This is a genomic window from Micromonospora sp. NPDC003944, assembly GCF_053605225.1.
Genome location: NZ_JBSGIV010000013.1, coordinates 57796 through 83397, shown reverse-complemented (window position 1 = coordinate 83397; position 25602 = coordinate 57796). Strand labels below are relative to the sequence as shown.

General features: G+C 72.1%; 23 protein-coding genes, 1 tRNA gene and 1 pseudogene. 13 read left to right on the top strand and 12 right to left on the bottom strand.

Going from position 1 to position 25602, the window contains the following annotated elements:
• Window positions 1–19: 19 nt before the first annotated feature.
• Entirely contained in the window at window positions 20–1879 is a 1860-nt protein-coding gene (locus ACWER9_RS09220; protein ID WP_452301317.1) for a hypothetical protein, read from the bottom strand.
• Between the two features lie 101 nt (window positions 1880–1980).
• Between ACWER9_RS09220 and ACWER9_RS09215 the strand changes: the two genes are divergently transcribed.
• The 4 genes from ACWER9_RS09215 to ACWER9_RS09200 all read left to right on the top strand — a co-directional run bounded on the left by ACWER9_RS09215 (window position 1981) and on the right by ACWER9_RS09200 (window position 4245).
• A tRNA-Leu gene (locus ACWER9_RS09215) sits at window positions 1981–2061 on the top strand.
• A 106-nt stretch (window positions 2062–2167) separates the two neighbouring features.
• On the top strand, window positions 2168–2983 hold the full coding sequence (locus tag ACWER9_RS09210; protein WP_452301316.1) for a Bax inhibitor-1/YccA family protein: 816 nt from the start codon (window positions 2168–2170) through the stop codon (window positions 2981–2983).
• A 136-nt stretch (window positions 2984–3119) separates the two neighbouring features.
• Window positions 3120–3878: a Bax inhibitor-1/YccA family protein gene (locus ACWER9_RS09205; RefSeq protein ID WP_452301315.1), complete on the top strand. Its 759-nt coding sequence runs from the start codon at window positions 3120–3122 to the stop codon at window positions 3876–3878.
• 46 nt (window positions 3879–3924) lie between these two features.
• Window positions 3925–4245, top strand: coding sequence for a hypothetical protein (locus ACWER9_RS09200; RefSeq protein ID WP_452301314.1), 321 nt, complete (start codon window positions 3925–3927; stop codon window positions 4243–4245).
• A 12-nt stretch (window positions 4246–4257) separates the two neighbouring features.
• Here ACWER9_RS09200 and ACWER9_RS09195 read toward each other — a convergent pair whose 3' ends face one another.
• The 3 genes and pseudogenes from ACWER9_RS09195 to ACWER9_RS09185 all read right to left on the bottom strand — a co-directional run.
• Window positions 4258–5520, bottom strand: coding sequence for an acetyl-CoA C-acetyltransferase (locus ACWER9_RS09195; protein ID WP_452301313.1), 1263 nt, complete (start codon window positions 5518–5520; stop codon window positions 4258–4260).
• A gap of 77 nt (window positions 5521–5597) precedes the next feature.
• Window positions 5598–6410 (bottom strand): SGNH/GDSL hydrolase family protein, encoded by an 813-nt coding sequence (locus ACWER9_RS09190; RefSeq protein ID WP_452301356.1) that lies wholly within the window; start codon window positions 6408–6410, stop codon window positions 5598–5600.
• Window positions 6396–7459, bottom strand: a pseudogene (locus tag ACWER9_RS09185) (SGNH/GDSL hydrolase family protein); the annotation flags it as partial. The gene ACWER9_RS09190 and the pseudogene ACWER9_RS09185, both read right to left, overlap by 15 nt.
• Before the next feature lie 150 nt (window positions 7460–7609).
• On the opposite strand from ACWER9_RS09185, the gene ACWER9_RS09180 reads away from it, so the two are divergent.
• Together ACWER9_RS09180 and ACWER9_RS09175 are read left to right on the top strand one after the other, a co-directional pair.
• Entirely contained in the window at window positions 7610–7966 is a 357-nt protein-coding gene (locus ACWER9_RS09180) for a YkvA family protein (RefSeq protein WP_452301312.1), read from the top strand.
• Between the two features lie 72 nt (window positions 7967–8038).
• Window positions 8039–9409, top strand: a complete 1371-nt coding sequence (locus ACWER9_RS09175; RefSeq protein ID WP_452301311.1) for a cystathionine beta-synthase — start codon at window positions 8039–8041, stop codon at window positions 9407–9409.
• 526 nt (window positions 9410–9935) lie between these two features.
• On the opposite strand, the gene ACWER9_RS09170 is transcribed toward ACWER9_RS09175, so the two are convergent.
• The 6 genes from ACWER9_RS09170 to ACWER9_RS09145 form a co-directional block, all read right to left on the bottom strand.
• On the bottom strand, window positions 9936–10445 hold the full coding sequence (locus tag ACWER9_RS09170) for an N-acetyltransferase family protein (protein ID WP_452301310.1): 510 nt from the start codon (window positions 10443–10445) through the stop codon (window positions 9936–9938).
• A complete protein-coding gene (locus ACWER9_RS09165) occupies window positions 10442–11371 on the bottom strand; it encodes a ribonuclease Z (RefSeq protein ID WP_452301309.1) in 930 nt (309 codons plus the stop codon). Before ACWER9_RS09165 ends, ACWER9_RS09170 begins: the two co-directional genes overlap by 4 nt.
• 527 nt (window positions 11372–11898) lie before the next feature.
• Window positions 11899–12552 (bottom strand): nucleotidyl transferase AbiEii/AbiGii toxin family protein, encoded by a 654-nt coding sequence (locus ACWER9_RS09160; RefSeq protein ID WP_452301308.1) that lies wholly within the window; start codon window positions 12550–12552, stop codon window positions 11899–11901.
• 3 nt (window positions 12553–12555) lie between these two features.
• On the bottom strand, window positions 12556–12897 hold the full coding sequence (locus ACWER9_RS09155) for a hypothetical protein (protein WP_452301307.1): 342 nt from the start codon (window positions 12895–12897) through the stop codon (window positions 12556–12558).
• Window positions 12898–12937: 40 nt separating this feature from the next.
• Window positions 12938–13600 (bottom strand): peptide-methionine (S)-S-oxide reductase MsrA, encoded by a 663-nt coding sequence (gene msrA / locus ACWER9_RS09150; RefSeq protein WP_452301306.1) that lies wholly within the window; start codon window positions 13598–13600, stop codon window positions 12938–12940.
• Window positions 13601–13676: 76 nt separating this feature from the next.
• Window positions 13677–14099 (bottom strand): HIT family protein, encoded by a 423-nt coding sequence (locus ACWER9_RS09145; RefSeq protein ID WP_452301305.1) that lies wholly within the window; start codon window positions 14097–14099, stop codon window positions 13677–13679.
• A gap of 185 nt (window positions 14100–14284) precedes the next feature.
• Here ACWER9_RS09145 and ACWER9_RS09140 point away from each other — a divergent pair, with 185 nt between their 5' ends.
• The 3 genes from ACWER9_RS09140 to ilvA all read left to right on the top strand — a co-directional run bounded on the left by ACWER9_RS09140 (window position 14285) and on the right by ilvA (window position 18162).
• Window positions 14285–15427 (top strand): cystathionine gamma-synthase, encoded by a 1143-nt coding sequence (locus tag ACWER9_RS09140; RefSeq protein ID WP_452301304.1) that lies wholly within the window; start codon window positions 14285–14287, stop codon window positions 15425–15427.
• A 12-nt stretch (window positions 15428–15439) separates the two neighbouring features.
• Complete coding sequence (locus tag ACWER9_RS09135) at window positions 15440–16849, top strand: amidase (RefSeq protein WP_452301303.1); 1410 nt, start codon at window positions 15440–15442, stop codon at window positions 16847–16849.
• A gap of 92 nt (window positions 16850–16941) precedes the next feature.
• Entirely contained in the window at window positions 16942–18162 is a 1221-nt protein-coding gene (gene ilvA, locus ACWER9_RS09130) for a threonine ammonia-lyase (RefSeq protein ID WP_452301302.1), read from the top strand.
• Window positions 18163–18260: 98 nt separating this feature from the next.
• Here the strand turns inward: ilvA and greA are convergent, their stop codons facing one another.
• Window positions 18261–18758: a transcription elongation factor GreA gene (gene greA / locus ACWER9_RS09125; protein ID WP_452301301.1), complete on the bottom strand. Its 498-nt coding sequence runs from the start codon at window positions 18756–18758 to the stop codon at window positions 18261–18263.
• A 156-nt stretch (window positions 18759–18914) separates the two neighbouring features.
• Window positions 18915–19355, bottom strand: a complete 441-nt coding sequence (locus tag ACWER9_RS09120) for a DUF4307 domain-containing protein (protein WP_452301300.1) — start codon at window positions 19353–19355, stop codon at window positions 18915–18917.
• A gap of 203 nt (window positions 19356–19558) precedes the next feature.
• Here ACWER9_RS09120 and mca point away from each other — a divergent pair, with 203 nt between their 5' ends.
• The 4 genes from mca to ACWER9_RS09100 all read left to right on the top strand — a co-directional run bounded on the left by mca (window position 19559) and on the right by ACWER9_RS09100 (window position 25582).
• Window positions 19559–20440 carry a mycothiol conjugate amidase Mca gene (mca, locus tag ACWER9_RS09115; protein ID WP_452301299.1) on the top strand — a complete coding sequence of 294 codons (882 nt, stop codon included), beginning with the start codon at window positions 19559–19561 and terminating at the stop codon, window positions 20438–20440.
• A gap of 48 nt (window positions 20441–20488) precedes the next feature.
• The gene (locus ACWER9_RS09110; RefSeq protein ID WP_452301298.1) at window positions 20489–20782 is read left to right on the top strand and encodes a hypothetical protein; all 294 of its coding nucleotides are present in this window, start codon (window positions 20489–20491) and stop codon (window positions 20780–20782) included.
• A 179-nt stretch (window positions 20783–20961) separates the two neighbouring features.
• The gene (locus ACWER9_RS09105) at window positions 20962–23493 is read left to right on the top strand and encodes a putative bifunctional diguanylate cyclase/phosphodiesterase (protein ID WP_452301297.1); all 2532 of its coding nucleotides are present in this window, start codon (window positions 20962–20964) and stop codon (window positions 23491–23493) included.
• Window positions 23494–23545: 52 nt separating this feature from the next.
• A complete protein-coding gene (locus ACWER9_RS09100) occupies window positions 23546–25582 on the top strand; it encodes a thioredoxin domain-containing protein (protein ID WP_452301296.1) in 2037 nt (678 codons plus the stop codon).
• Window positions 25583–25602 lie beyond the last annotated feature (20 nt).

Here is a 25602-nt window from a genome sequence, read left to right as displayed (position 1 = left end):
CGACGGGGTTGTGGCGTGATCAGACGCGCCAGGTCCAGGCGTCGGCTACGCGGGTGGGCGGGCCGTAGAGGTTTTCCAGGGTTGCCTTCAGCGCTTCGGCGTGGGGGGCGTCGTCGGTGAGCGCCACGCAGGACGCGCCCCAGAAGTCCGCGTCGCGGGCCGCCTGGCGGCGCTGCTCGTCGCCGATCGCCGGTTGGTCGCCGCGCCGGGCGACATCCGCAAGCAGCGCGGAGGTGGGCTGCTTGAAGGTGCCCATCGCCGCGGTGCCGCCCCTTCCGTACGGGCCGATGAAGAAGCCTTCCGGCAGCCCGAAACCGGCGTCGGCGGCGGTCGCCCAGCGCATCGGCCACGGCTCCTTGGGGGTGGGCAGCGGCACCGGCACCAGCACTCCCCCTGGGGCTACGCACTGCCGCCAGTGGCCACCGGTGATGAACTCCGGCACGGCCGGTCGGCCGCTTGTCGGCAGGGGGGTCGGGAAGATCGGCAGTAGTGCCATCCCGACGGCCAGGGGCACCAGCCGCCGGGCGCGACCGGAGCTGCGCAGGGCCCGGTCGACCGCGAGCACCAGCAGCGTCGCGACGATCGGCAGCAACGCCAGCGCGAACCGCATCGGCAACGCGCCGTCCACCACCGGCAGCCCTCCGATCAGGGCGTACGGACCGGGGATGGCCGTCTTGGTGCCGCCGAGCACCACCTCCGGGCCGAGCGAGAGCGCCGCCATCACCAGACCCGCCACGACGCAGGCGAAGACCAGTCGGCGTCGCCCGGCCCAGACCGCGCAGACCGCGGCGACCAGCAGCAGTGGCCAGCCGAGGAACGTGTTGTACTCGGCGGGGCCGGTGGTCAGCCGGGCGGCTTCGTCGCTGCCGGCCACCGACAGCGGGGAGAGCGCCCACCAACTGGCCAGGTCGGCGGAGAAGTAGGCCGGGGTGAACATCCCGTCGGCTACGCCCTGCGGCCCGGCGAACTGGAACCACAGCGGGTAGCCGAGCACCAGGAGCGCGAGCCCGGCGGCGATCGCCAACCCACCGGCGAACCCGGGGAGCGCCCGGCGGGCCAGGTCCCGGTCCGCCACGGCGTAGCCGATCGCCATCACCAGCAGCGTGATCGCGGCGAGGAACAGCACCTCCTCGCCGATGAAGACCTGCGCGGTGACGGCGCCGGCCAGCCCCGCCGCGGAGGTGAACAGCCGTCGGCGGTCCGGTCCGACGGCCCGGCTCCGGCCGGTCCGGTCGGGTGCTGCGGGCCCCGGGTCGGACGCCCGCAGCAGCCGGACGACCAGCCAGACGATCACCGGCACCAGCCACTGGGCGGTCATGTGCAGGTGACTGTTGGTCTGGGAGACCATGCCGGGACCGAACCCGCACAGCCCGCCACCGAGTGCGGCGGCCACCCGGCGGGCGCGCAGTGTCCGGTGGAAGAGCAGGTGCCAGGCGAGTGCGGTGCCGGCGAGGTTGGCGGCGGCGAGCAGTGCGAAGGTGACGGGTGCGCCGAGCAGCAGGGTGACCGGCGCGAAGAGGACGCCGAGCGCGATCACCGTGGTGTTGGCCATCAGGTTGACGCCGTCGGGCGCGTTGAGCCGGTCGGTGAGCAGGTCGAAGTCACCGAGCAGCGCGCGGGCGTCCACCGCCAGGAACCACTCGTAGAGGGTCTGGTCCTCCGGGTTGAGGGCCAGGGTGCGGCTGCCCGGGTCGGGCCACAGCCCGTGGGTGAGCCAGCCGGCAAGCACCGCGAAGATCAGAGCGGCCAGCAGGTCCGCCCGGTGTCGGCGGACGGCGGCCAGCAGCCGGGTGGCCCGGGGGCGGCGGTTGGCCTGATCGGCGAGGCGGAATGCCTGCTCAGGGGCGGCGTCGGGGGCCGTGGGGGCTGCGCTGCTCACGGCATCGACCCTAATGTGGCCAGGCCGACGGGGTACGCCGGGTCGCCGTAGACCGGCTACGGTGACACTGCACCAGGCGTGTCGGCGCGCCGGTGCCACTCGCCCGGGTGGTGGAAAGGCAGACACGGCCGCCTTAAAAGCGGCTGCCGAAAGGCGTGCGGGTTCGACCCCCGCCCCGGGCACCGGTCGGTTCACACATTCTCATCCGTGATCTCCGGGACTTGGGTGTGCCGTCTACTCTTGGAGGGCACGTTCACGTGCAAACGACCCCCTGAGGGAGGCCAGACAGTGAAGACCTCGAACCCGGTGCTCGCCCGGCTCGGCCAGGCGGCCGAGCGGGAGCGCTCCGCCGGGTACGCCCCGGCCGGGCCGTACGGACAGCCCGGCATTCCCCAGCAGTACCCGTCCCAGGCCGGTTACCCGGCCGCGCCGCCGACCGTGGCGCCCATGACCGTCGACGACGTGGTCGTCAAGACGGTGGCTCTGCTCGGCATCCTCGGCATCACCGCCGCCGCTGCCTGGGTGCTCGTGCCCGACGCGCTGGTCGGTACCGCCTGGATCGGCGCGGCAGTGGTCGGCCTGGTCCTCGGCTTGATCATCTCGTTCTCCCGGATGGCCAACCCGGCGCTCGTGATCGCGTACGCGGTCGTCGAGGGCGTCTTCGTCGGCATGGTCAGCAAGGCGTTCGAGACGGCTTACGACGGCATCGTGCTCCAGGCCGCCGCAGCCAGCTTCGGCATCTTCTTCCTGATGGCGATGCTCTACAGGGCGAAGGTCATTCGTGCCAGCCGGGCCTTCGTCAAGGGCATGATCGCGGTCATGACCGGCCTCTTCGCGGTCATGATGATCAATCTGGTGCTGGCGCTGTTCGGCGTCAACACCGGCCTGCGCGACGGCAGCCCGCTGGCCATCGGCTTCAGCCTGGTGTGCATCGTGGTCGCCTCGCTGAGCTTCGTGCTCAGCTTCAAGGAGATCGAGGACGGCGTCCGGATGGGCCTGCCCCAGCGCTACTCCTGGGTGGCCGCGTTCGGCATCCTGGTCAGCCTGGTCTGGCTCTACATCGAGATCCTGCGCCTGCTGAGCTACTTCCAGGGCGACGACTGACCTCGTCCGCACTGCCGACCGGCGCCCGCTCCCGCTCTGGTGGGGGCGGGCGCCGTCGTCCGCGCCGTTTTCCCGCCGCCACCGGGCCGCCCGGGGGAGAGTGACTGCGAGGGGTACGCGGGCGGAGGAGGCGGCGGTGCGCAGCGAGAACCCGGTGCTCAGGCGGCTGGACGAGACCGGCCGGGTGGAGGCCCGGGTGCTCGGTGCCCGTGACGTCGAGCCGATGACCGTCGACGACGTGGTGGTCCGTACCGTCGGGTTGCTGCTCGTGACGGGCGCGACCGCGGCGGTGTCCTGGGCGGTGATCCCCGACGCGGTGTGGCTGGGCGCGGCGCTGGCCGGCAGCGCGCTCGCCTCGATCGCGCTGGTCCTGGTCATCTCGTTGCGGGGGATCACGAACCCGGTGCCGATCGTCGGCTACGCCGTCCTCCAGGGTCTGCTGCTGGGGGTGGCGAGCCGGACCTTCGAGCAGGTCTATCCGGGCATCGTGGTGCAGGCGGTGGCCAGCACGTTCGGCGTCTTCCTCGGCATGGCGGCGCTCTACCGGGCCCGGGTGATCCGGGCGACGCCCCGACTGGCCCGCCTGGTGATCGGCACCCTGCTCGGCATCGCCGTGCTCAGCGTGGTCAACCTGGTGTCGTACCTGATCACCGGGCGCGCGGGCCTCGCTGTCTACAGCGTCAGCGGGGAGGTCGGCTGGCTGCCGTACGCCTTCTCGGTGGTGGCCATCATCGCCGGGGCGTTCAGCTTCATCCTCGACTTCGATCTCGTCGAGCGTTCGGTGCGCGACGGTCGACCCCGTCGGTACGCGTGGCTGAGCGCGTTCGGCCTGCTCACCGGGTTGGTCTTCCTCTACTGGCAGATCCTGCGGCTGCTCAGTTACCTGCGCCGCTGACCGGCCGGACCCGGCGGGGTGGGTGTCGGCCGTAGACTCGGCGGCGATGAGCGCAGCGGAGTTGGACAAGACCGTGCAGTTGCTGGTCCGTCAGATCGCGCACTGGCAGCAGCCCCGCTGGGCCGCGGTCGCGACAGTCGGCAACGTCTCCCGCGCCGACCTGGTGCACCGCCTGGTGCAGGAGGTCGCCAACCTGGCGGCCGACGCCGAGGGGGAGCCCCGCCGGGTCGTGCCCCGGCTCGACAACGACCTGGCCCTGCCCGACCAGTTGCGGGTGGTCACGGCGGACCTGCTGGCCGCCGACCCGGGTGCCGAGGCGCTGACCCGGGCCGCCGCCGAGGTGACGGCGACCCGCAGCGCGCTCTGAGGGCGACCCGGCTCAGCTGAGCCGTTCGAGCACCATGGCCATGCCCTGGCCACCGCCCACGCACATGGTCTCCAGACCGATGGTCTTGTCGTGCCACTCCAGTGCGTTGAGCAGGGTGCCGGTGATCCGCGCGCCGGTCATGCCGAACGGGTGGCCGACCGCGATGGCACCGCCCATCACGTTCAGCTTCTCCTCCGGGATGCCCAGTTGGCGGTAGGAGGGAATGACCTGCGCGGCGAACGCCTCGTTGATCTCGACGAGGTCGACGTCGTCGATGGTCATGCCCGCTCGGCGCAGCGCCTGCCGGGACGCCTCGACCGGCCCCAGACCCATGATCTCCGGCGACAGGGCGGTCACCCCGGTCGAGACGATCCGGGCCAGCGGGGTGAGACCGAGTTCCTCGGCCCGCTTGGCGCTCATCACCACCACGGCTGCCGCGCCGTCGTTGAGCGGGCAGCAGTTGCCGGCGGTGATCCGACCGTCCGGGCGGAACACCGGCTTCAGGCCGCCGACCGCGTCGAGGGTGACGCCGGCCCGGGGCCCGTCGTCGGTGCTCACCACGGTGCCGTCCGGCGTGGTGACCGGGGTGATCTCCCGGGCCCAGAAGCCGTCGGCGATGGCCTTCTCGGCGAGGTTCTGGCTGCGTACGCCGAACTCGTCCATGTCGGCGCGGGTGACGTCGTACACCTGGGCCAGGTTCTCCGCGGTCTGCCCCATGCTCAGGTAGATGTCGGGTAGCTCGCCGGCCTCCCGCGGGTCGGTCCACACCTCGGCGTCGCCCTGCGCGCGGCGCTTCGAGCGCTCGCCCGCCGACCCGAAGCGGGGGTTCTCCCAGCCGCCACCGACCAGGGCCTGCGCCTCCGGGGGAAGCCCGTCGGAGCTGCCCCGGGCGTAGCGGGAAACCATCTCCACCCCGGCGGAGACGAACACGTCGCCCTCGCCGGCCCGGATCGCGTGCATAGCCATCCGGGTGGTCTGCAACGAGGAGGCGCAGTAGCGGGTCAGGGTGGCGCCGGGAACAGTGTCCAGACCGAGGAGGGTGGACACCACCCTGGCCATGTTGAAGCCCTGCTCACCGCCGGGTAGGCCGCACCCGAGGTAGAGGTCGTCGATCGTGGTCGGGTCGAGCGCGGGGACCTTGTCCAGCGCGGCCTGGACGATTGTCGCGGTGAGGTCGTCGGAGCGGACGTCGCGCAGGGACCCCTTGTGCGCCCGGCCGATGGGGGAGCGGGCGGTGGCGACGATGACGGCGTCGCGGGACGACTCAATCGGCATGGACCAACGTTAACCCGTCGGTAACATGGCGCGGAAGAAGCCGGCGCGGCGGGAAATGTCACCCCGGCCCGGGCGATCTAGCGCCGGGTCGTGGCCGCCGCCGCAGCGACGACAGCGGGCAGCAGCGCGTGTGCCCACACCCGGTAGCCGTCGGCGGAAGGGTGGAAACCGTCCTGGCACAGCGTCCCCGCGTCGGCCCGGAACACCGGCCCGGTCTCGGTGGCCAGGTCGACAACCGAGCCGCCCGCCTCGAGCACGGCAGTGGTCTGCGCGCGGGCCACCCGACGCCCGGACCAGCCGACCACCTGGCGCAGCGGCGGCGCGATGGCTCGCACCGCGCCGAGATCGGGGCAGGTGCCCACCACCACCTCGACGCGCGCCTCACGCAGCCGGTGCACCGCCGCGCCGAGATAGGCCGCCGCTTCGGACGGTCGACGCAGCCCGGTGGCGTCGTTCGCGCCGATCAGGATCAACGCCACGTCGGGCCGCTCACCGAGCAGGGCGCGGGCCACCTGGGTGGCGAGGTCCGTCGAGCGGGACCCGGAGACGCCGACACTGGACAGGTGCACCCGGCGGCCGGTCGGGCCCTCGGCGAGCAGGTTGGCCAACTGCCCGCCGATGGTGTCCTCCAGACGGTCGACACCGACGCCCAGGGCCGACGAGTCGCCAAGCAGCACCAGTCGCAGCGGAGGGGCGCCGGCCCGGCCGATCGTGGCGCGCAGGGCCAGGCCCAGCTCCGGTTGGGCGTAGCGTCGGTGCCGGGCGACGAACGCTTCACCAGCGAGCACGGCGGCGCCCCCGACAGTGCCGGCGAGCAGCGAGAACGCCGCCGCCCGGCCCAGTCGGCCGGCGAGGCCGGAGGTCACGCTCCGCGCGCTGCGCTCGTTCATGCCAGTCCCTCCACTGTCGAGGTGTCCGAGGCGGACCCGTGCTGCGGCACCGCACCGACACCGAAGAACGCCCGTCGGCGCAGCTGCGCCCACCGGCCTGCCGGCCCTCGGTCGCGGCCCCGAACCTGGACGCCGCTGACCTCCGTGCCGGCGTGGCGAGCCGCCTCCTGCGCGGCCTCTGGCAGCGACCGTACGCCGTCGCCGCGCGTCGGTGTAGCCCGTCGTTCCGGGACCGCGCCGAGAGCGGAGAGCATCGTCGGCAGGAGCGCGGCGGCGGCCATCGCGTATCCCTCGGCGGAGGGGTGGAACCGGTCCCAGGCGAACATCCGGGTCGGTTCGGCCGCGAACCGGGGGCCGAGCAGGTCACCGAGGGAGACCGTCCAGCCACCCGCCTCGACCACCGCCACTGTCTGGGCGGCGGCGAGTTGGCGGCTCCAGCGGTGCGCCAGCCAGCGCAGCGGCGGCTGGATCGGACGGATCGCGCCCAGGTCGGGGCAGGTGCCGACGACCACCTCGCACCCCGCGTCGCGCAGCGTGTGCACCGCCTCGATCAGATAACGCACCGCCAGGCCACGCGGCGTGCGGTTGGTGATGTCGTTGCCGCCGATGAGGATCACCGCGATGTCGGGTCGGCAGTCGAGGGCCGCCTCCACCTGGTGGCGCAGCGCCGCCGAGATGGCGCCGACCACCGCGAAGCGGTGCAACTGCACAGGTCGGTGCAGTCGACGGGACAGGCCGGTGGCGAGCAGCGCCCCGGGTGTCTCACGCCTGCGGTGCACCCCGTAACCGGCCGCCGACGAGTCACCGAGCACCACCATGGTGAGCGCCGGACCGGGGAACTTGGCACCGTACATCCCGTCGCAGCGCGGCGGCGGCGCCTCGGCCATCGGGATGGTGCGGCGGGCCTGGCGGGCCTGGCCGAGCAAGACCCCGCCGGTCGCCACCGCGGCTGCCGCGGTGGCGCCTGTCCCGATGGCTGCCAGCAGCGCGACGCGCCGGGCCTGCCGCCAGCGCTCGCTACCGGGTACGACGGAACGTGCCACCCCCATACCGCGACATTATCGCGCGGGCACGACAACCCGCTGTCGTCGTGACGGCACCCGGGTGCCTGGAAACCGACGCGACGGGGTACCTGGGTGGGAGAGGCCGGTCGACTTGCGCCGACCCGCCACGATGATCCGGCGGAGAGGAGCGCGACGATGGGTAAGACACTGAAGCGCAGCGCGGCATTCACGGCCCTGGCGCGGGCACTCGCGGCCGGGTCGCGCAACGGGCCGTCGATCGGCACCCGGCTGGCCGCGCTGCCCCGGATGATCCGAGCCACCACCAAGGGGGAGTACGACGGTGGCCTCCGGCTGGCCCTGATGACCGCGGCGACGGCGTACATCGTCTCGCCGATCGACCTGCTCCCGGAGATCCCGCTGGCGATCTTCGGGCTGGCCGACGACGCCGTCATGGTCACCTGGTTGGCCGGCAGCGTGCTCGCCGAGACCGATCGCTTCCTGGAGTGGGAGGCCCGCCGCAGCTCCGTCATCCCCGGGGGGCTGGTGCCCTGACGGCACGTACGCTTGGCGACGAGGAACGTCTTCCCCGGCCGCCACCGACGGCGCCGCAACGAAGGGCACACCGTGCAGTACTACGACAACGTCGTCGACATGATCGGAAACACCCCGCTGGTGCGTCTGCGTAACGTCACCGAGGGCATCCAGGCCACCGTGCTGGCCAAGGTGGAGTACGTCAACCCGGGCGGCTCGGTGAAGGACCGCATCGCGCTGCGGATGGTGGAGGACGCCGAGGCCGCCGGCCTGCTCAAGCCCGGCGGCACCATCGTCGAGCCGACGAGCGGCAACACCGGCGTCGGGCTGGCCCTGGTCGCCCAGCTCAAGGGCTACCGGTGTGTCTTCGTCTGCCCGGACAAGGTCAGCCAGGACAAGCAGGACGTGCTCCGGGCGTACGGCGCCGAGGTGGTGGTCTGCCCGACCGCCGTCGCGCCGGAGGACCCGCGCTCGTACTACAACGTCTCCGACCGGCTGACCCGGGAGATCCCCGGCGCCTGGAAGCCCAACCAGTACAGCAACCCGGCCAACCCCCGCTCGCACTACGAGACCACCGGCCCCGAGCTGTGGAAGCAGACCGACGGCGAGCTCACCCACTTCGTGGCCGGCGTCGGCACCGGCGGCACCATCTCCGGCATCGGCCGGTACCTGAAGGAGGCGTCCGAGGGCCGGGTGCGGATCGTCGGGGCCGACCCGGAGGGCTCGGTCTACTCCGGCGGCACCGGTCGGCCGTACCTGGTCGAGGGCGTCGGCGAGGACTTCTGGCCCGAGACGTACGACCGGGGTGTCGCCGACGAGATCGTCGAGGTCTCCGACAAGTCATCGTTCGAGATGACCCGCCGACTGGCCCGCGAGGAGGGGCTGCTGGTCGGCGGCTCCTGCGGAATGGCGGTGGTCGCCGCCCTGGAGGTCGCCCGTCGGGCCGGCCCGGACGACGTGGTTGTGGTGCTGCTCCCCGACGGCGGTCGCGGCTACCTCTCCAAGATCTTCAACGACTCGTGGATGGCCCGGTACGGCTTCCTCGACAACTCCGGCGCCGAGCCGACGGTGGCCGACGCGCTTGCGAGCAAGCCGGGCCAGCTGCCCGAGCTGGTGCACGTGCACCCCACCGAGACCGTCCGTGACGCGATCGACTACATGCGTGAGTACGGCGTCTCGCAGCTGCCGGTCCTCAAGGCCGAGCCGCCGGTGGTGACAGGTGAGGTTGCCGGCTCGATCGCCGAACGGGACCTGCTCGACGCCCTGTTCACCGGTCAGGCCCACCTGCACGACACGATCGAGCGGCACATGGGTGACCCGCTGCCGATGATCGGTGGTGGTCAGCCGGTGAGCGAGGCGGTCGGCATGCTGGAGAAGTCCGACGCGGCCCTGGTCCTGGTCGACGGCAAGCCCAAGGGCGTCCTGACCCGCCAGGACCTCCTGGCCCACCTCGGAGCCCACTGACTCCCATCCGTTGCCCCGCCCACAGGCGGGGCAACGGGTGGAAGTCGCGCCCTTTGCTCTGCTGACGCATACGCACCACACCACCCCCCACCCCCGCACTCGTCTCGCCCCCGCCTCCACCCCGCCCCCGTACTCGCCCCGGCCCCGACTGCTCGCCCCCGACCCCGACTGCTCGCCCCCGACCCCGACTGCTCCCACCCGACCCCGACTGCTCGCCCCGACCCCGACTGCTCGCGTCGATCATGGACTTGTGGTGGTGCGCAAAGGGGGCAGAAGTCACCAAAGCGCCCACCACAAGTCCATGATCGACCAGGGCGGGTCGGCCCGGGTGGAGTTCCGTGTGACCGTCGCGCCTCTGCCCTTCCGTGCGCCGTCGATCTTGCACTTGCTGTCGCCTGAATGTCGCTCTTGTCATGGTTTCTCACGACAGGAAATGCAAGATCGGCGCGGGGCGCGGGGCGCGGGGCGCGGGGTGCGGGCGCGGGGCGCGGGCGGGAGGGGGTGGGGCGGGGACGGGCGGGTTGGGTTAGAGGGGGCGGGTGTAGCGGAGCTGGGGGGTGAGGGCGGCGCCGATGTGTTCCTCGCGCTCCGCGCCCGTCGAGGTCCAGCCACCGCGTTCGTAGAAGGAACGGGCGTGGGCATTGTCCCGGAGCACCCAGAGCACCCCCCGCCGCCAACCCCGGGCGCGCATGGCGTCGAGGGTGTCCACCATCAGTGCGCGCCCGAGGCCCCGGCCCTGCTCGCGCGGGTCGAGGTGGATCGCGTTGAGCAGCCCGGTGGCGGGATCGTCCTCGTCGTCCGGGCCCAGGTGGCTGAACCCGACAAGCGCCCCGGCCCGTTCGGCCACCGTCATCCGGTGGGTGTCGCGCTCCCAGTGCCACCGCTCGACCCAGTAGCGCCCCATCGCCTCCGGTGTCGGGTCGGCGAGCGCCTCGGCCGGCAGGAAGGCGGAGTACGCGGCGACCCGGGAGCGCTGGTGCAGAGCGCCCACCGCCATCAGGTCGCCTTCGGTCGCGGGGCGAAGCGTGACGGTCACCCGGTCGAGGCTACCCGGCGCGGCGGCAGCTGCACGGTGGTGAGGTCCTCGGCGATGACCAGCTCACCATCGAAGTGGGCGCGCGCCTCGTCGTAGAACCGGCGCGGGTCGGGGTAGCGCTGGGAGAAGTGGGTGAGCACCAGTCGGCGTACGCCGGACTCGGTTGCCACCCGGGCGGCCTGCGCCGCGGTCAGGTGGCCGACCTCGGCGGCGAGCGCGGCCTCCGACTCCAGGAACGTCGACTCGATGACCAGCAGGTCGGCGTGCTCGGCGAGGGCGTACACCCCGTCGCAGAGCCCGGTGTCCATCACGAACGCGAAGCGCTGCCCCGGCCGGGGCACGCTCACCTCGGCCCGGGTGACGCGACGTCCGTCGACGTCCAGGTGCCCGACGCGGATCAGCTCGCCGACGGCCGGCCCGGCGACGCCGTACGCGGCAAGCTTCTCCGGCAGCATCCGGTGCCCGTCCGGCTCGACCAGCCGGTAGCCGTACGTCTCGATGGGGTGCCGGAGCCGGCGTGCCTCGAGCGTGCCGCAGCGCAGGGCGATCCGCTGCCCGTCGGCCTGGATGGGCTCGACGTGCAGCTCGGCGGTCTCGTAGAAGGAGGTGGCGTACCGCAGCCGGGTGAAGTATTCGGCGCCGCCGGCGGGGAAGTGCACGGCGACCGGGTGCGCCACCCGGTCCAGCGAGAGCCGCTGGATGGTGCCGGGCAGGCCGAGGCAGTGGTCGCCGTGGAAGTGGGTGACGCAGATCCGGGTCAGGTCGGTGGCGGTGACTGTGGTGTGCAGGAGTTGGCGCTGGCTGCCCTCACCCGGGTCGAAGAGGATCACCTCGTCGTCCCAGCGCAGCACGTACCCGTTGTGGTTGCGTTGCCGCGTCGGTGCCTGGCTTGCCGTCCCCAGCACCACCAGTTCGCGCATCGACATCGAGGGCCTCCGGATATGGAGCGACCCCCGGGGCGCTCCGCGCTCGCGCGCGGGCCGGCTGGACTTGGCCGGCACCCCGGGGGTCGGGTGGCTGTCGTGGATTCGCCGCACCGCTGCCACACGGTCTCGACGATGGTGCTGGTGCCCGCCTAGTGGCGGACCGATCACTGTCGAGGACAGCGGCTAGCTGACAGCCACCTCACGAGTCCGATTGCTATACAAGTCTGGACCACCTCCTTTCACGTGTACGGCCACGTTATCGAGTTCCCGGCGGGGTCGGCAACGGATTTCGATCACAGGGCCGGACGGGAATGCCAGGCACTCCGTCCCGACCATCTGGCCGTCCCACGTCGTGGCGGGCCCGAACGTCAGCGTGTCCCACCGGGCCGTCGCAGCCCGGATCGACTGCCCCAGGAAGGCGTCCCAGCGCGAGCCGGCCCCGGCCCGAGCCGTTGTGACTCGTCCGGGTCGAGGTCTGGTGGTAGTCGTCGGCTGCCGCCCGGGCGAACCGGCCTCAGCCACTGTGCCTACGGAGCGCCGGTGAGCTCGCGTCGCCAGTGTGCGAAACGCTCGCGGAGAGCGGGTAGCTCGGCGGCCGGTATCCCGTAGCAGTCGAAGTCCGCGTCCGTGATCTGGGTCAACGCGCCCAGGGCGTCCGCGAAGGCACGCGGCTCGAAGCCGGGATCCGCAGCCGCAGCCAGCTCGAGCAGACGTTGCCTCGTGTACCGGCCGCTGAGGAGGGCGGCGTCCACGTCGAGGTAGTCCCGAGCTTCGGCGCGGCCGAAGAGCGCACACATCTTGTTGGCGACGGCGTCGTCGGGGTGGAGGACAGGGCCAACGGTCGACATCACGGGGTCGTGCGCTCGCCAGTCCGCCGACATCTCCAGCTTGTCCGGCTCCCTGTCTGGATCATTCCGGTCTGCGACAAGCAGACGGGCGAAGGTGTCATTCCGAATCAGGGTGATGACCGCGTATTGGTGCTCCTCCAGAGCGATGATGACGTTGTCGACCGCTTCCGGGAACGAGGCGCGTAGGTGCCAGGCCGTGAAGAGATCCACATCGCCGCTGAGTCGACTGCCCATGCCGTGCGCGCTCACCGCGTAGCCACCGGCCAGAGCGAAGCCAAATCGGCCGGCAGCTGCGAGTGCGACTCGGGTGATTCTGATGTGGCTCGGCAGCATCGTTCAGGCGGCGCGTCGACGGGAACTGCGGAGTTGAGGGAAGCGTTCTTCCCAGGCTCGGCGCACGGCTTGAGGTAACCACATCGACGGCCAGAGCTGGATCAGGGAGTCGCGGCTGACGAAGGAGTAGAGGTCGGCCGGACTGGCAGCCTCGTTGAGGACCGTTCGGTACAGGTCGCCAACGCGTCCGGGCTGCGCAAGGTCGTAACGGGAGTTGCCGGACCACTTCAAGTGGCGTGGTAGATCTATTACCCCGGACGTGGGCCCGCAAAGCTGATCAAGGGTTTCGGGCACGACGACCGGCTTGGCGTAACCGTGCGGACGGCTAGCGCTGTCGCCGCTCATCGTGCCCTCCCATACGTCCGAATCAGGCTAACGCCTGAATTCAGCCGCCGACACGGGCCACGCCGACCGGGCAGCTCAGCCCGTTCGGACCGTGGTTGCAGTACCCGTTCGGGTTCTTCGTCGGTGCCAGGTACTGCTGGTGGTAGTCCTCGGCGAAGTAGTAGCTGCCGAGCGGGGCGATCTCGGTGGTGATCTCACCCTTGCCGGCCCGCGTCACGATCGGCTGGAACGCGTCCCGCGACGACTCCGCGATGGTCCGCTGCTCGTCGGTGGTCGTGTAGATCGCCGACCGGTACTGGGTGCCGACGTCGTTTCCCTGGCGCATGCCCTGGGTCGGGTCGTGGTTCTCCCAGAAGACCTTGAGCAGGTCCTCATAGTTGATCTTGCTGGGGTCGTACACCACCTGGACGACCTCGGCGTGCCCGGTCCGACCGGAGCACGTCTCCTCGTACGTCGGGTTCTTGGTGATTCCACCCGCGTAGCCGGCGGAGGTGGTGTAGACGCCGGGCAGGGTCCAGAAGAGCCGCTCGGCGCCCCAGAAACAGCCCATGCCGAAGACCGCGACCTGCAGGCCCTCCGGGAACGGGCCCTGCAACGGGGTGCCCAGCACCTCGTGGCGGTCGGCGACCGGCATGGCGATCGGACGGCCCGGCAGGGCCTGGTCGGGCGTCACCATCTCGGCGTTCATACGGCGCAAAAACACGGTGGGGATCTCCTCTCGTACCTCTCGCAGCGTGCAACACCGGCGGGTCCACCTTCCTTACCCACACGAGTGTGAGTCAGGCCGCGCCGTCGAGCGCTGTGGCGACCCGCTCCGCGTAGGTCTGGGCCTCGGTGTCGTCCGCGTAACGGGTGCGCGGCCAGAAGAACCCGCGCAGCCCGTCGCCCTTGGTCCGTGGGACCACGTGGGTGTGCAGGTGCGGGACGGACTGGGACACCTTGTTGTTCATCGCCACGAACGTCCCACCGGCCCCCAGACCAGACTCCACGGCCACCGCCAGGCGCTGGACCAGCGCGAAGTAGCCGGGCAGCAGGTCGGCCGGCAGCTCGGCAAGGGTCACCAGATGCACCCGGGGCACCACCAGCACGTGCCCCTTGAACACCGGCCGGGTGTCCAGGAACGCCACCCCGTCCGGGGTGTCCGCCACCCGGAACGCCGGCACCTCGCCCGAGACGATCCCGCAGAATACGCAACCGCTCATCGGCCCAGGCTATGCCGCCACCTCGCCCGGACGCGCTGCCCCCCACGCGCCAACCCTGCACGTCCTGCCCGTCCCGGTCGCCCGACCGCCTGCCCGGGCACGGGGGCTGGCCGGACGCTCCGGCCCCCTGCCCGGGAGCGCAGGTTCCGTGCCAGCCCTCGGGCCGGTGGCACTAGCCTCACACCATGAACCACGGCTTCGAGACGCTCGCCATCCACGCCGGTCAGGACCCTGAGGCCCGCACCGGAGCGGTGATACCGCCGATCTACCAGACCAGCACGTACGCCCAGGACGCCGTCGGCGCTCCGCGGCTCGGCTACGAGTACAGCCGCTCCGGCAACCCGACCCGGGACGCGCTCCAGGAGTGCCTGGCGGCGTTGGAGGGCGGTCCGGTGGGGCTCGCCTTCGCCAGCGGCCTGGCGGCGGAGGACACCCTGCTGCGGGCCGTGTGCCAGCCCGGCGACCACGTGGTGATCCCGGATGACGCCTACGGCGGCACGTACCGGCTCTTCGCCCGGGTCGCCCAGCGCTGGGGTCTGGAGTTCAGCCCGGCCAAGGTCTCCGACCCGGCAGCGGTCCGGGCGGCCGTCCAGCCCGGCCGCACGAAGATCGTCTGGGTGGAGACGCCGACCAACCCGCTGCTCGGCATCGCCGACATCGCCGCCCTGGCCGCCGTGGCCCACGACGCGGGCGCCCTGCTGGTGGTGGACAACACCTTCGCCTCGCCGTACCTTCAGCAGCCGATCGCGTACGGCGCGGACGTCGTGGTGCACTCCACCACCAAGTACATCGGCGGGCACTCCGACGTGGTCGGTGGCGCGCTCGTCGTCGCCGACGCCGGGCTCGGCGAGGAGTTGCGCTACCACCAGAACGCGATGGGCGCGATCAACGGCCCGTTCGACGCCTGGCTCACCCTGCGGGGCATCAAGACCCTCGGGGTACGCATGGACCGGCACTGCGACAACGCCGAGCGGCTCGCCGCCTACCTCGACGGGCACGCGAAGGTCGCCCAGGTGCTCTACCCGGGGCTGCCCTCGCACCCCGGTCACGAGGTGGCCGCCAAGCAGATGCGTCGGTTCGGCGGCATGATCTCGTTCCGTGCCGCAGGTGGTGAGGACCACGCCGTGGACATCTGCAATCGGGCCAAGCTCTTCGTGCTCGCCGAGTCGCTTGGCGGCGTGGAATCCCTGATCGAGCACCCGGGTCGGATGACACACGCAAGTGCTGCCGGCTCGCCGCTTGAAGTTCCCGGCGATCTCGTGCGACTGTCTGTCGGCATCGAGACGGTCGACGACCTACTCGCCGATCTGGAGCAGGCACTGGGCTGACCGCTGGGAAGGATGGCCGTGCAGGACATCATGGCGACCTGGGTCGGAGCGACCGCCAAGCAGATCGCCCGAGGCGTACGCCGAGGTGACGTCTCGGCGACCCAGGTCGTCGCCGACCACCTCGAGTACATCTCCCGAGCCGACCGTGAGCTGGCCGCGTTCCGCGCCGTTCGCGGCGGTGAGGCGATCACCGAGGCGGAGAAGGTCGACGAGCAGGAGGACCTGGCCAACCTGCCGCTGGCCGGGGTCCCGGTGGCGGTCAAGGAGAACACCCCGGTCGCCGGCCTGCCCACGTGGAACGGGTCGGCCGCCGCCCGCACCGACGTCGCGGAGGCCGACCACGAGGTGGTGCGTCGGCTGCGCGGCGCCGGCGCGGTGATCCTCGGCGTGACCCGGATGCCGGAGCTGGGGCTGTGGGCCCTCACCGACGACGACAGCGCGGTGACCCGCAACCCGTGGGACACCACCCGTACCCCCGGTGGGTCCTCGGGTGGTGCCGCCGCCGCGGTCGCCGCCGGGCTGGTGCCGATCGCCCACGCCAACGACGGCCTCGGCTCGATCCGCATTCCCGCGGCCTGCTGCGGGCTCGTCGGCCTCAAGCCTGGTCGGGGGGTGGTCCCCTGCCAGCTCGGGGCGGACGACTGGTTCGGTCTCACCGAGCACGGCATGCTGACCAGCACGGTCGCCGACGCGGCGGTCGGCTTCTCGGTGCTGGCCGGCCGGCGTCCCGAGAAGCTGGTCCCGCCGCAGCGCCTGCGGGTGGGCGTCTCGCTGCGTTCCCCGGTGCGCGGTGTCGCACCCGACGCGCCCAACCGGGACGCGGTCGCCGCCGCAGGTCGGCTCCTCGCCGCCGCCGGGCACGACACCGTACCGGCCGATCCGGTCTACCCCACCGCGCTCGGCCTGCAGGGCATCGCCACCTGGTTCGCGGCGGCCGCCACCGACGTCCGGGCCTCCGGTCTGGACCGGCGTGGCCTGCAACGACGTACCCGGCGACACGTCGCGCTCGGCGAGTGGGCGCAGCGCCGCGGCTACGTGCGGGAGGCGGACCGGGCCGCCTGGCGGCAACGGTCGGTCGACTTCTTCACCGACCACTCGGTCGACCTGCTGCTCACCCCGGCGCTGGCCAGCGCGCCACCGGAGGCGGCGCGCTGGTCGGAGCGGTCCTGGCGGTCGAACATGACAGCCAACATCCGGTACGCCCCGTACGCCGCACCCTGGAACGTCGCCGGCCTGCCGGCGGTGGTCGTGCCGGTCGGCCGCCGCCCGGACGGCCTGCCGGTCGCCGTGCAGCTTGTCGGTCCGCCCGGCTCGGAGCTGCTGCTGCTCGGGGTGGCCGGCCAGTTCGAGATGGCCGCCCCCTGGACGCGCCACGCTCCCGGCTACCCCCGGGTCGGCACGGAGTCACCGGCCACCGCCTGAGCGTCGACGGTGCGCCCGGCGTCGTGCACCCCGGCGTCGTGCACCCCGGTGTCGCCGCCGGGGGCCCGGCAGCCGGGTGGCACGATCGGGGCATGACGGAACTGGTCGGTCTCGACGACGTGCGGGCCGCACGGGAGTTGCTCGCTGGCGTCACCCGTACCACCCCGCTGGAGCCCTCCCGGCCGCTCAGCGCGGCGCTCGGCGGGCCGACGTGGCTCAAGTGCGAGAACGTGCAGCGCGCCGGCTCCTACAAGGTGCGCGGCGCGTACGTGCGGATCTCCCGGTTGTCGGCGGCGGAGCGGGAGCGCGGTGTGGTCGCGGCGAGCGCGGGCAACCACGCGCAGGGCGTGGCCCTCGCCGCCGGTCTGGTCGGCACGCACGCCACCGTCTTCATGCCGGTCAACGCGCCGCTGCCGAAGGTGGCCGCCACCAAGGGGTACGGCGCGCAGGTCGAACTGGCCGGGAACACCGTCGACGAGTCGCTCGTCGCCGCGCACACGTACGCCGAGCGCACCGGCGCGGTGCTGATCCACCCGTTCGACCACCCCGACGTGATCGCCGGGCAGGGCACGGTGGCGCTGGAGATCCTCGAGCAGTGCCCGGACGTGAAGACGATCATCACCGGGGTGGGCGGTGGTGGTCTGATCTCGGGCATGGCGGTGGCCGCGAAGGCGCTGCGGCCCGACGTCCGGATCATCGGCGTGCAGGCGGCAGGTGCGGCGGCGTTCCCGCCCTCACTCGTGGCCGGGGAACCGGTGCGGCTGCCCGTCTTCTCCACAATTGCCGATGGCATCGCGGTCGGCCGTCCGGGCGAGATCACCTTCACGCACGTACGCAAGCTTGTCGACGAGATCGTCACGGTCTCCGAGGAGGACATCTCCCGGGCCCTGCTGATGCTGCTGGAGCGCGGCAAGCAGGTGGTGGAGCCGGCCGGGGCGGTAGGTGTCGCCGCGCTGCTGGCCGGCGTGGTCGAGGTGGAGACACCTGTGGTCGCGGTGCTCTCCGGCGGCAACATCGACCCGTTGCTCATGCTGCGGGTGATCGAGCACGGGTTGGCCGCCGCGGGTCGCTACCTGCGGGTGACCGTCCGCTGTTCGGACCGGCCGGGGCAGCTCGCGTCGCTGCTCAGTCAGATCGCCGAGCACCGGGCCAACGTGGTGGACGTGGAGCACCAGCGGGCCAACCCGCACCTCAGCCTCGGCGAGGTGGAGGTGGCGTTGTCGGTGGAGACCCGGGGCGTCGAGCACTCGGACACGCTGATCAGCGCCTTGCGGGCCAGCGGTTACCAGGTGGTCTTCGCGGCCGAGGCGTGACACCCGGTGGGTGCCACGCCTCGGATGCGCGGTGTTTCGAGAGCGGATGCCGGCCTGGTAGGCCCGGCCGGCGTCGGGCTTGGCGCGCTCGGCGACGGTCAGCCGGAGAACGGCTCGAAGCTGACCACTGTCACCTTGATGTCGGCGCCGCTCGGGGCCGTGTAGGTGCAGGTCTGCCCGGGGCGACCGCCCAGGATCGCCTTGCCCAGCGCGGACTCGGGGCTGTAGACGGTCAGGTCGGTCGTCGCCGCGATCTCCCGGGAACCGAGCAGGAACGTCTCGGTGTCGCTGGTGTCGTCGTCGAAGTAGATCGTCACGACCATGCCCGGCGACACCGCGTCGGCGGTCGGGGCCTCGCCGACCTTCGCGGTGCGCAGCAGCTCCTGCAGGTAGCGGATGCGACCCTCGGCCTTGCCCTGCTCCTCGCGGGCGGCGTGGTAGCCGCCGTTCTCCCGCAGGTCGCCCTCTTCGCGCCGGGCGTTGATCTCGGCTGCGACCGCCGGGCGGTTGGCGATGTGCTCGTCGAGCTCGGCCTGGAGGCGGTCGTACGCGTCCTGGGACAGCCAGGTGGCGGGCGCCTCGTTGCCAGTGGACACAGGCGTTCTCCTCAGTTGTGCGTGGCTGGCTGACAGGTGAACTACCAAGTTACCAGTGCGGTACGACACAGCGTGTCGGCCATCACCGCCAGTGTCCGGTTCCGACACCGGCGGTAGGCGCTCGACCGACCCCGTTCTCGACGCTGTTCGCGCAGCTCAGGCCGGTGGTCGACAGCGCAGGACCTCGCCGATGAAGGGCCGCGCGGTGGTGGCCAGGCGGTGCCGGGTGGTGACGTGCCGATCCCCGGGACCGGCGGTCACGGTGACCTGTTCGCGGGCCACCTCGGCACCGGAACGGTCCCGGGCCCGCAGCACGCAGACCGCCGACCCACCGGCCGGAACTGTCACCCGAAAGTCGACGAGCACCTGGTTGTCCGTGATGTCGGTGTACGTGATCACCTGGGCGTCGTAGGCCGGGTCGCCGTACTGGCGGTAGAGCCGGACCGAGATCACGGTCAGCGTCGCCACGAGCGCCAGCAGCGCCAGCGCGGCGAGCAGCGTACGGCGGCGCTTCCCGCCGGGCGCTCGACGGCGGCCGTAGCGCCCGGCCGGAAATACCGGAGCGCCCGGTGAAATTGTGGCGTGCGTCTCGGACACCGGCGGGTATCTCCTGGCGTTGTTGTCGGCGGCATCGGCAAGAATGGCAGAGCCCCATCCTCCCACGCGGTCCAGCGGCCGGAATGGCAGGTCATGCCCGGCGCTGGTGGCCGGCGGCAGGGTGCGGCGACGAGACATCCCGGCAGGTCAGCCGGTCGAGCCCGGTCGGGTCCACCGTCCGGCACAGACGAGGAGCGCCGAAGTTGGCAGAGCAACTGCGTCTCATGGCCGTGCACGCGCACCCGGACGACGAGTCGAGCAAGGGCGCGGCGACGACGGCGAAGTATGTCGCACAGGGGGTGGACGTCCTGGTCGTGACGTGCACGGGCGGCGAGCGCGGGAGCGTGCTCAACCCCAAGCTCGACCGACCCGACGTCTGGGCCAACATCGGCGAGATCCGGCGTGCCGAGATGGACGCCGCTCGGGCGATCCTCGGCGTCGACCAGGCCTGGCTGGGCTTCGTCGACTCGGGTCTGCCCGAGGGTGACCCGCTACCGCCGCTGCCCGAGGGGTGTTTCGCCCTCCAGGACGTCGAGGTCGCCGCCGGCCCGCTGGTGCGGCTGATGCGCGAGTTCCGTCCGCACGTGGTGACCACGTACGACGAGGAGGGTGGCTACCCGCACCCGGACCACATCATGTGCCACAAGGTGAGCGTGGCCGCGTTCGAGGCCGCCGGCGACCCGGAGCGTTACCCGGAGCTGGGCGCGCCCTGGCAGCCGCTGAAGCTCTACTACGACATCGGCTTCTCCAAGGGCAAGATCATGGCCCTGCACGAGGGCATGCTTGCCGCCGGCCGGGAGTCGCCCTACGAGGAGTGGCTCACGCGGTGGGAGGATCGGCCCGACAAGGGCCCGCGGATCACCACGCGGGTCGAGTGCGCCGAATACTTCCCGGTCCGCGATGACGCGCTGCGCGCCCACGCCACCCAGGTCGACCCGGACGGCTTCTGGTTCCACGTGCCGATGGAGCTCCAGCAGAGCGCCTGGCCGACCGAGGACTACGAGTTGGCCCGCTCGATGGTCGACAGCCCGCTGCCCGAGTCCGACCTCTTCGCTGGGGTACGGGAGACGGCGCACGCGCGCTGATTCCCGGCGGGTCTACCCTGGTTACCAACCGCACATCGGAGGAACGCCATGCTGACCGCTGCCCAGGTGCTCGCGGAGAACAACTTCGGGGACACCCGCACGGGTGGTCTGGCCGGGCCGATGGGCCTGTTCCTCATCCTGCTGCTGGCCACCGCGACGATCCTGCTGATCCGCAACATGAACGCCCGGCTGCGCCGTCTGCCGGACCGTTTCTCCCAGCAGTCGGGGTCGACCGACCCGACCAGGGCCGACGCGACAGTCGTCGATCCGACAGACGGGACCGGGGGGCGTGATTCATCCACGCCCGCTCCCAACGGGCACCAGCAGCACCTGAACGGGTAGTCCGCGCATGATTCACGCCGAACCGGGTGGTCGCCCCCTGTTGCGACCACCCGGTTTGGCTTAGCCTTCCGCCGGGGGGACCAAAAGTCCCCGAGCCGTGTGCGGGAGGGGGCGCCGATGACCAGCACAGCACCGGCCGCCCGCCGCGACGTCGGTCGGTCGGCTGACGGGGGAGGTCGATGACCTCCGCTCCGACCGGCGACCCGTTCGATCGGCTCGGGGTGCGTGGCACACCGGGCCGGCTGCTCGTGCTCACCGCCGCCGTCACGCTCACCGCACTGGCCGCCGCCGCGGTCGGGCTGACCCTCCCGGTTCGGCTGCCGGCCGACGACCCACTCGGCGGCCCGGCCCGCTTCGGCATCGCCGTCGCCGTCCTGGCCCTCGCCCAACTCGCCCGGCTGCGGTTCCGCTCGGCCGCGGGCATGGTCAGCATCACCTGGGGCGAGGCGGCCCTGATCGTCTGCCTCTACCTGACACCGGCCGGCTGGCTCCCGTCCGCCACGCTGCTCGGCACCGGGCTGGCCTGGACGGTGCTGTCACTGCACAACGACCGCCGTCCGGCCCTGGAGATCGTCCGGATCGCCGCGTCGCTTGCCGCCGCGTCGGCGCTTGCCGTCTCCGTGACCACCGCGCTGGGCCGGCCGCTGCTCTCCCCGCCCACCCCGGTGCTGGCGCTGGCCGTGATCGCCGGTTCGGTGACGTACCTCCTGGTGAACGCCTGGCTGGGCGGCGTGACGCTGGGTCTGCGGCACGGTCTGCCGATCGGGCCGACCCTGCTCGCCGCGCTGCGTGGCAAGCTGCTGATGTTCGTCGGCAACGTGGCGGTGGGTCTCGTGGTGGTCGCTCTGCTGGAGCTCGACCCACGGTGGTTGCTGTTGCTGCCGCCGCTGCTGTGGCTGCTGCAACAGACCTACCGGTACCGTCTGCGCTCCGACCAGGAGCGCCGCACCTGGCGTGCCTTCGCCGAGGCCACCGCGGCCCTCAACCAGCTCGACGAGCGGGGCGTGGCCAGCGCGGCGGTCACCGGGGCGCTGACGCTGTTCAACGCCGAACTGGTGGACGTCGACGTCGCCCGGGCCGATGGTCGGTGGCACCGCTACCGCGGCGACGCCAGCGGGCAGTTGGTCGACCGTGAGACGGGCCCACCGGACCGGTCGGAGCCCGACGAGCACGAGCTGAGTCGGGAGCTGTCGGTCGGCGCCGCGCCGGTCGGCCGGCTACTGGTCCGGTTCCCCCGCTCGGCGCCGCCCACGGCTCGGGAACATGACGCGGTGGCAGCCTTCGGCGACGCGCTCGCCGCCGCGCTGCACGACGCCGCCACCCACCACGAGCTGCGGCTGGTCACCGCCCGTTCGTCGTACGAGGCGGTGCACGACCCGCTCACCGGGCTCGCCAACCGGGCGGCGATGCTCGACAAGGGCGACCAGTCGCTGCGACACCTCGGCCACGACCACCCGGTGGCGCTGCTGCTGCTGGACATCAACCAGTTCAAGGAAGTCAACGACACCCTCGGCCACGCGGCGGGTGACCAGCTGCTGCGGCTGACCGCCAACCGACTCAACGAGCTGGTCCGCCCCGGCGACCTGCTTGGTCGACTCGGCGGCGACGAGTTCGCCCTGCTGCTCACGGCGGTGCCGGTGCTCGGCGACCGGGCCGCCCCGATGGCCCACGCCTTGCGTCAGGCCCGCGAGATCGCCGAGCGGCTGGCCGCGCCGACCGAGGTGGCCGGCGTACGGATGTCCATCGAGGTCTCGGTCGGGGTGGTGGTGGCCTCCGCTGGCACCGCGGACCTGACCGAGCTGCTGCGTCGGGCTGACATCGCGATGTACCAGGCCAAGGAGGGCGGCGGCAACGTCGCCGCGTACGACGGCGCGCGGGACGCGGCAAGCACCGACCAGCTCGCCCTGCTGGCCGAGCTGCGTGAGGCGTTGAGCGTCGACGACCAGCTGGTGCTGGCGCTGCAGCCGGCTGTCGACCTGGCCACGGGTGCGCCCACCGGGGTGGAAGCGCTGATCCGTTGGCAGCACCCCCGGCGGGGATGGCTCAACCCGGTCGACTTCATCCGGCCGGTGGAGAACAGCGAGCAGCTGGGCACGTTCACCCGCTACGTGCTCGACAAGGCGCTGAGCGTGGCTGCCGGGTGGGCCCGCGAGGGGTTGGACGTTCCGATCTCGGTCAACCTCTCGGCGCGCAGCCTGCTCGACCCCCGCCTGCCGGCGGAGATCGCCGACGCGCTGCGTCGCCATCAGGTGCCGCCGCACCGGCTCGTCCTGGAGATCACCGAGACGGTGGTGATGAGCGAGCTGGAGGTCATCGACGAGGTGCTGGCGACGCTCCGGTCGATGGGCGTGCAGCTCGCGGTCGACGACTTCGGCACCGGGTTCTCGTCGCTGACCTTCCTCACCCGGATCGCCGTGGACGAGCTGAAGGTGGACCGCTCCTTCGTCATCCGGATGGCCGACTCGCCGGAGGCCGCCGCGATCGTCCGGACGACGGTGGGCCTCGCGCACGAGTTGGGGCTGCGGGTGGTCGCCGAAGGGGTGGAGACCGCCGAGCAGCGGATGGCCCTGGCCGAGCTGGGCTGCACCTCCGCGCAGGGCTACCACTTCTTCAAGCCCATGCCGGCGGACAAGATCGGCGCGGTGCTGGGTTCGCTGCGCGACTCGGCCGAGTCGAACGTGTTCCGCCTCCGCGCCGACGGCGCCTCCTGACCGTCCGGGTGGAGCCCGCGCGGTCCGCGCCGGGGGTGGCTATGGTCGTCAGGTGAACCGACTCGTCGACGCCACCAGCCCGTACCTGCTCCAGCACGCCGACAACCCGGTCGACTGGTGGCCGTGGTCGGACGAGGCGTTCGCCGAGGCGAAGCGCCGCGACGTTCCGGTGCTCATCTCGGTGGGCTACGCGGCCTGCCACTGGTGTCACGTCATGGCCCACGAGTCGTTCGAGAACGCGCAGGTCGGCGACCTGATGAACGACAACTTCGTGTCGATCAAGGTGGATCGGGAGGAGCGCCCGGACGTGGACGCGGTCTACATGACCGCGACCCAGGCGATGACCGGCCAGGGCGGTTGGCCGATGACCGTCTTCGCCACCCCGGACGGCACGCCGTTCTTCTGCGGCACGTACTTCCCGCGACAGAACTTCGTCCAGTTGCTCGAGTCGGTGGCCACCGCCTGGCGGGAGCAGCGCGAGGCGGTGCTGGGCCAGGGCGCCGCCGTGGTCGAGGCGATTGGTGGCGCGCAGGCCGTGGGCGGCCCCTCCGCGCCGCTGGACGCTGTACTGCTCGACACGGCGGCCGCCAAGCTGGCAAGCGAGTACGACGCGACGAACGGTGGGTTCGGCGGTGCCCCGAAGTTCCCGCCGCACATGAACCTGCTCTTCCTGCTGCGCCACCACCAGCGCACCGGCGACCCGGCCAGCCTGGAGATCACCCGGCACACCGCCGAGGCGATGGCCCGGGGCGGCATCTACGACCAGCTCGCGGGCGGCTTCGCCAGGTATTCCGTGGACGCGCACTGGACGGTGCCGCACTTCGAGAAGATGCTCTACGACAACGCGCTGCTGCTGCGGGTCTACACCCAACTGTGGCGGCTCACCGGTGACCCGCTGGCCCGCCGGGTGGCCCGGGACACCGCCCGGTTCCTCGCCGACGAGCTGCACCGGCCGGGGCAGGGGTTCGCGTCCGCGCTGGACGCCGACACCGAGGGCGTCGAGGGGCTCACCTACGCCTGGACGCCCGCGCAACTGGTCGAGGCGTTGGGCGAGGAGGACGGGCGGTTCGCCGCCGACCTCTTCACCGTCACCGACGCGGGCACCTTCGAACACGGCATGAGCGTGCTCAAGCTCGCCCGGGACGTGGACGACGCCGCGCCCGAGGTCCGCGTCCGCTGGCAGCAGGTGGTCGGTCGGCTGCTCGCCGCCCGCGACACCCGCCCGCAACCGGCCCTCGACGACAAGGTGGTGGCCGCGTGGAACGGCCTGGCGATCACCGCCATCGCCGAATTCCAGCAGGTAGCCGCCGTGTACGCGTCCCCGCAGGACGCGGACGCCAACCTGATGGACGGCGTCACCATCGTCGCCGACGGGGCGATGCGCCAGGCCGCCGAGCACCTGGCCACCGTGCACCTGGTGGACGGCCGGCTGCGCCGGGTCTCCCGGGACGGCAAGGTCGGCGAGCCGGCTGGTGTCCTGGAGGACTACGGCTGCGTGGCCGAGGCCTTCTGCGCACTGCACCAGCTCACCGGCGAGGGCCGCTGGCTCACCCTGGCCGGCCAACTGCTGGACACCGCCCTGGCGCACTTCGCCGCGCCCGGTGGCGCCTTCTACGACACCGCCGACGACGCGGAGCGGCTCGTCGCCCGCCCGGCCGACCCCACCGACAACGCCACCCCGTCCGGCCGGTCCGCGCTGATCGCCGGCCTGGTGGCGTACTCGGCGCTGACCGGGGAGACGCGCTACCGGGAGGCCGCCGAGGCCGCCCTCGGCACTGTCGCGCCGATCGTCGGGCAGCACGCCCGCTTCACCGGGTACGCGGCGATGGTCGGCGAGGCATTGCTCTCCGGGCCGTACGAGATCGCCGTGGTCACCGGCGACCCGGCCGGCGACCCGCTGGTGTCCGCCGCCCACCGGCACGCCCCGCCCGGAGCGGTGGTCGTCGCCGGGGCGCCGGACCAGCCCGGTGTGCCGTTGCTCGCCGACCGTCCGCTCGTCGACGGGCAGTCCGCCGCGTACGTCTGCCGGGGTTTCGTCTGCAAGCGGCCGGTCACCTCGGTCGAGGAGCTGGTCGCCGAGCTGAGTTGACCGCACGGCCACGCCCGGTG

Coding starts and splice junctions, on each gene's coding strand:
- ACWER9_RS09200 (WP_452301314.1), top strand. CDS start 3,925: ATGAGCGCAGCGGAGTTGGACAAGACCGTGCAGTTGCTGGTCCGTCAG.
- ACWER9_RS09195 (WP_452301313.1), bottom strand. CDS start 5,520: ATGCCGATTGAGTCGTCCCGCGACGCCGTCATCGTCGCCACCGCCCGC.
- ACWER9_RS09190 (WP_452301356.1), bottom strand. CDS start 6,410: ATGAACGAGCGCAGCGCGCGGAGCGTGACCTCCGGCCTCGCCGGCCGA.
- ACWER9_RS09180 (WP_452301312.1), top strand. CDS start 7,610: ATGGGTAAGACACTGAAGCGCAGCGCGGCATTCACGGCCCTGGCGCGG.
- ACWER9_RS09165 (WP_452301309.1), bottom strand. CDS start 11,371: ATGTCGATGCGCGAACTGGTGGTGCTGGGGACGGCAAGCCAGGCACCG.
- ACWER9_RS09160 (WP_452301308.1), bottom strand. CDS start 12,552: ATGCTGCCGAGCCACATCAGAATCACCCGAGTCGCACTCGCAGCTGCC.
- ACWER9_RS09155 (WP_452301307.1), bottom strand. CDS start 12,897: ATGAGCGGCGACAGCGCTAGCCGTCCGCACGGTTACGCCAAGCCGGTC.
- ACWER9_RS09145 (WP_452301305.1), bottom strand. CDS start 14,099: ATGAGCGGTTGCGTATTCTGCGGGATCGTCTCGGGCGAGGTGCCGGCG.
- ACWER9_RS09140 (WP_452301304.1), top strand. CDS start 14,285: ATGAACCACGGCTTCGAGACGCTCGCCATCCACGCCGGTCAGGACCCT.
- ACWER9_RS09135 (WP_452301303.1), top strand. CDS start 15,440: ATGGCCGTGCAGGACATCATGGCGACCTGGGTCGGAGCGACCGCCAAG.
- ilvA (WP_452301302.1), top strand. CDS start 16,942: ATGACGGAACTGGTCGGTCTCGACGACGTGCGGGCCGCACGGGAGTTG.
- ACWER9_RS09110 (WP_452301298.1), top strand. CDS start 20,489: ATGCTGACCGCTGCCCAGGTGCTCGCGGAGAACAACTTCGGGGACACC.
- ACWER9_RS09105 (WP_452301297.1), top strand. CDS start 20,962: ATGACCTCCGCTCCGACCGGCGACCCGTTCGATCGGCTCGGGGTGCGT.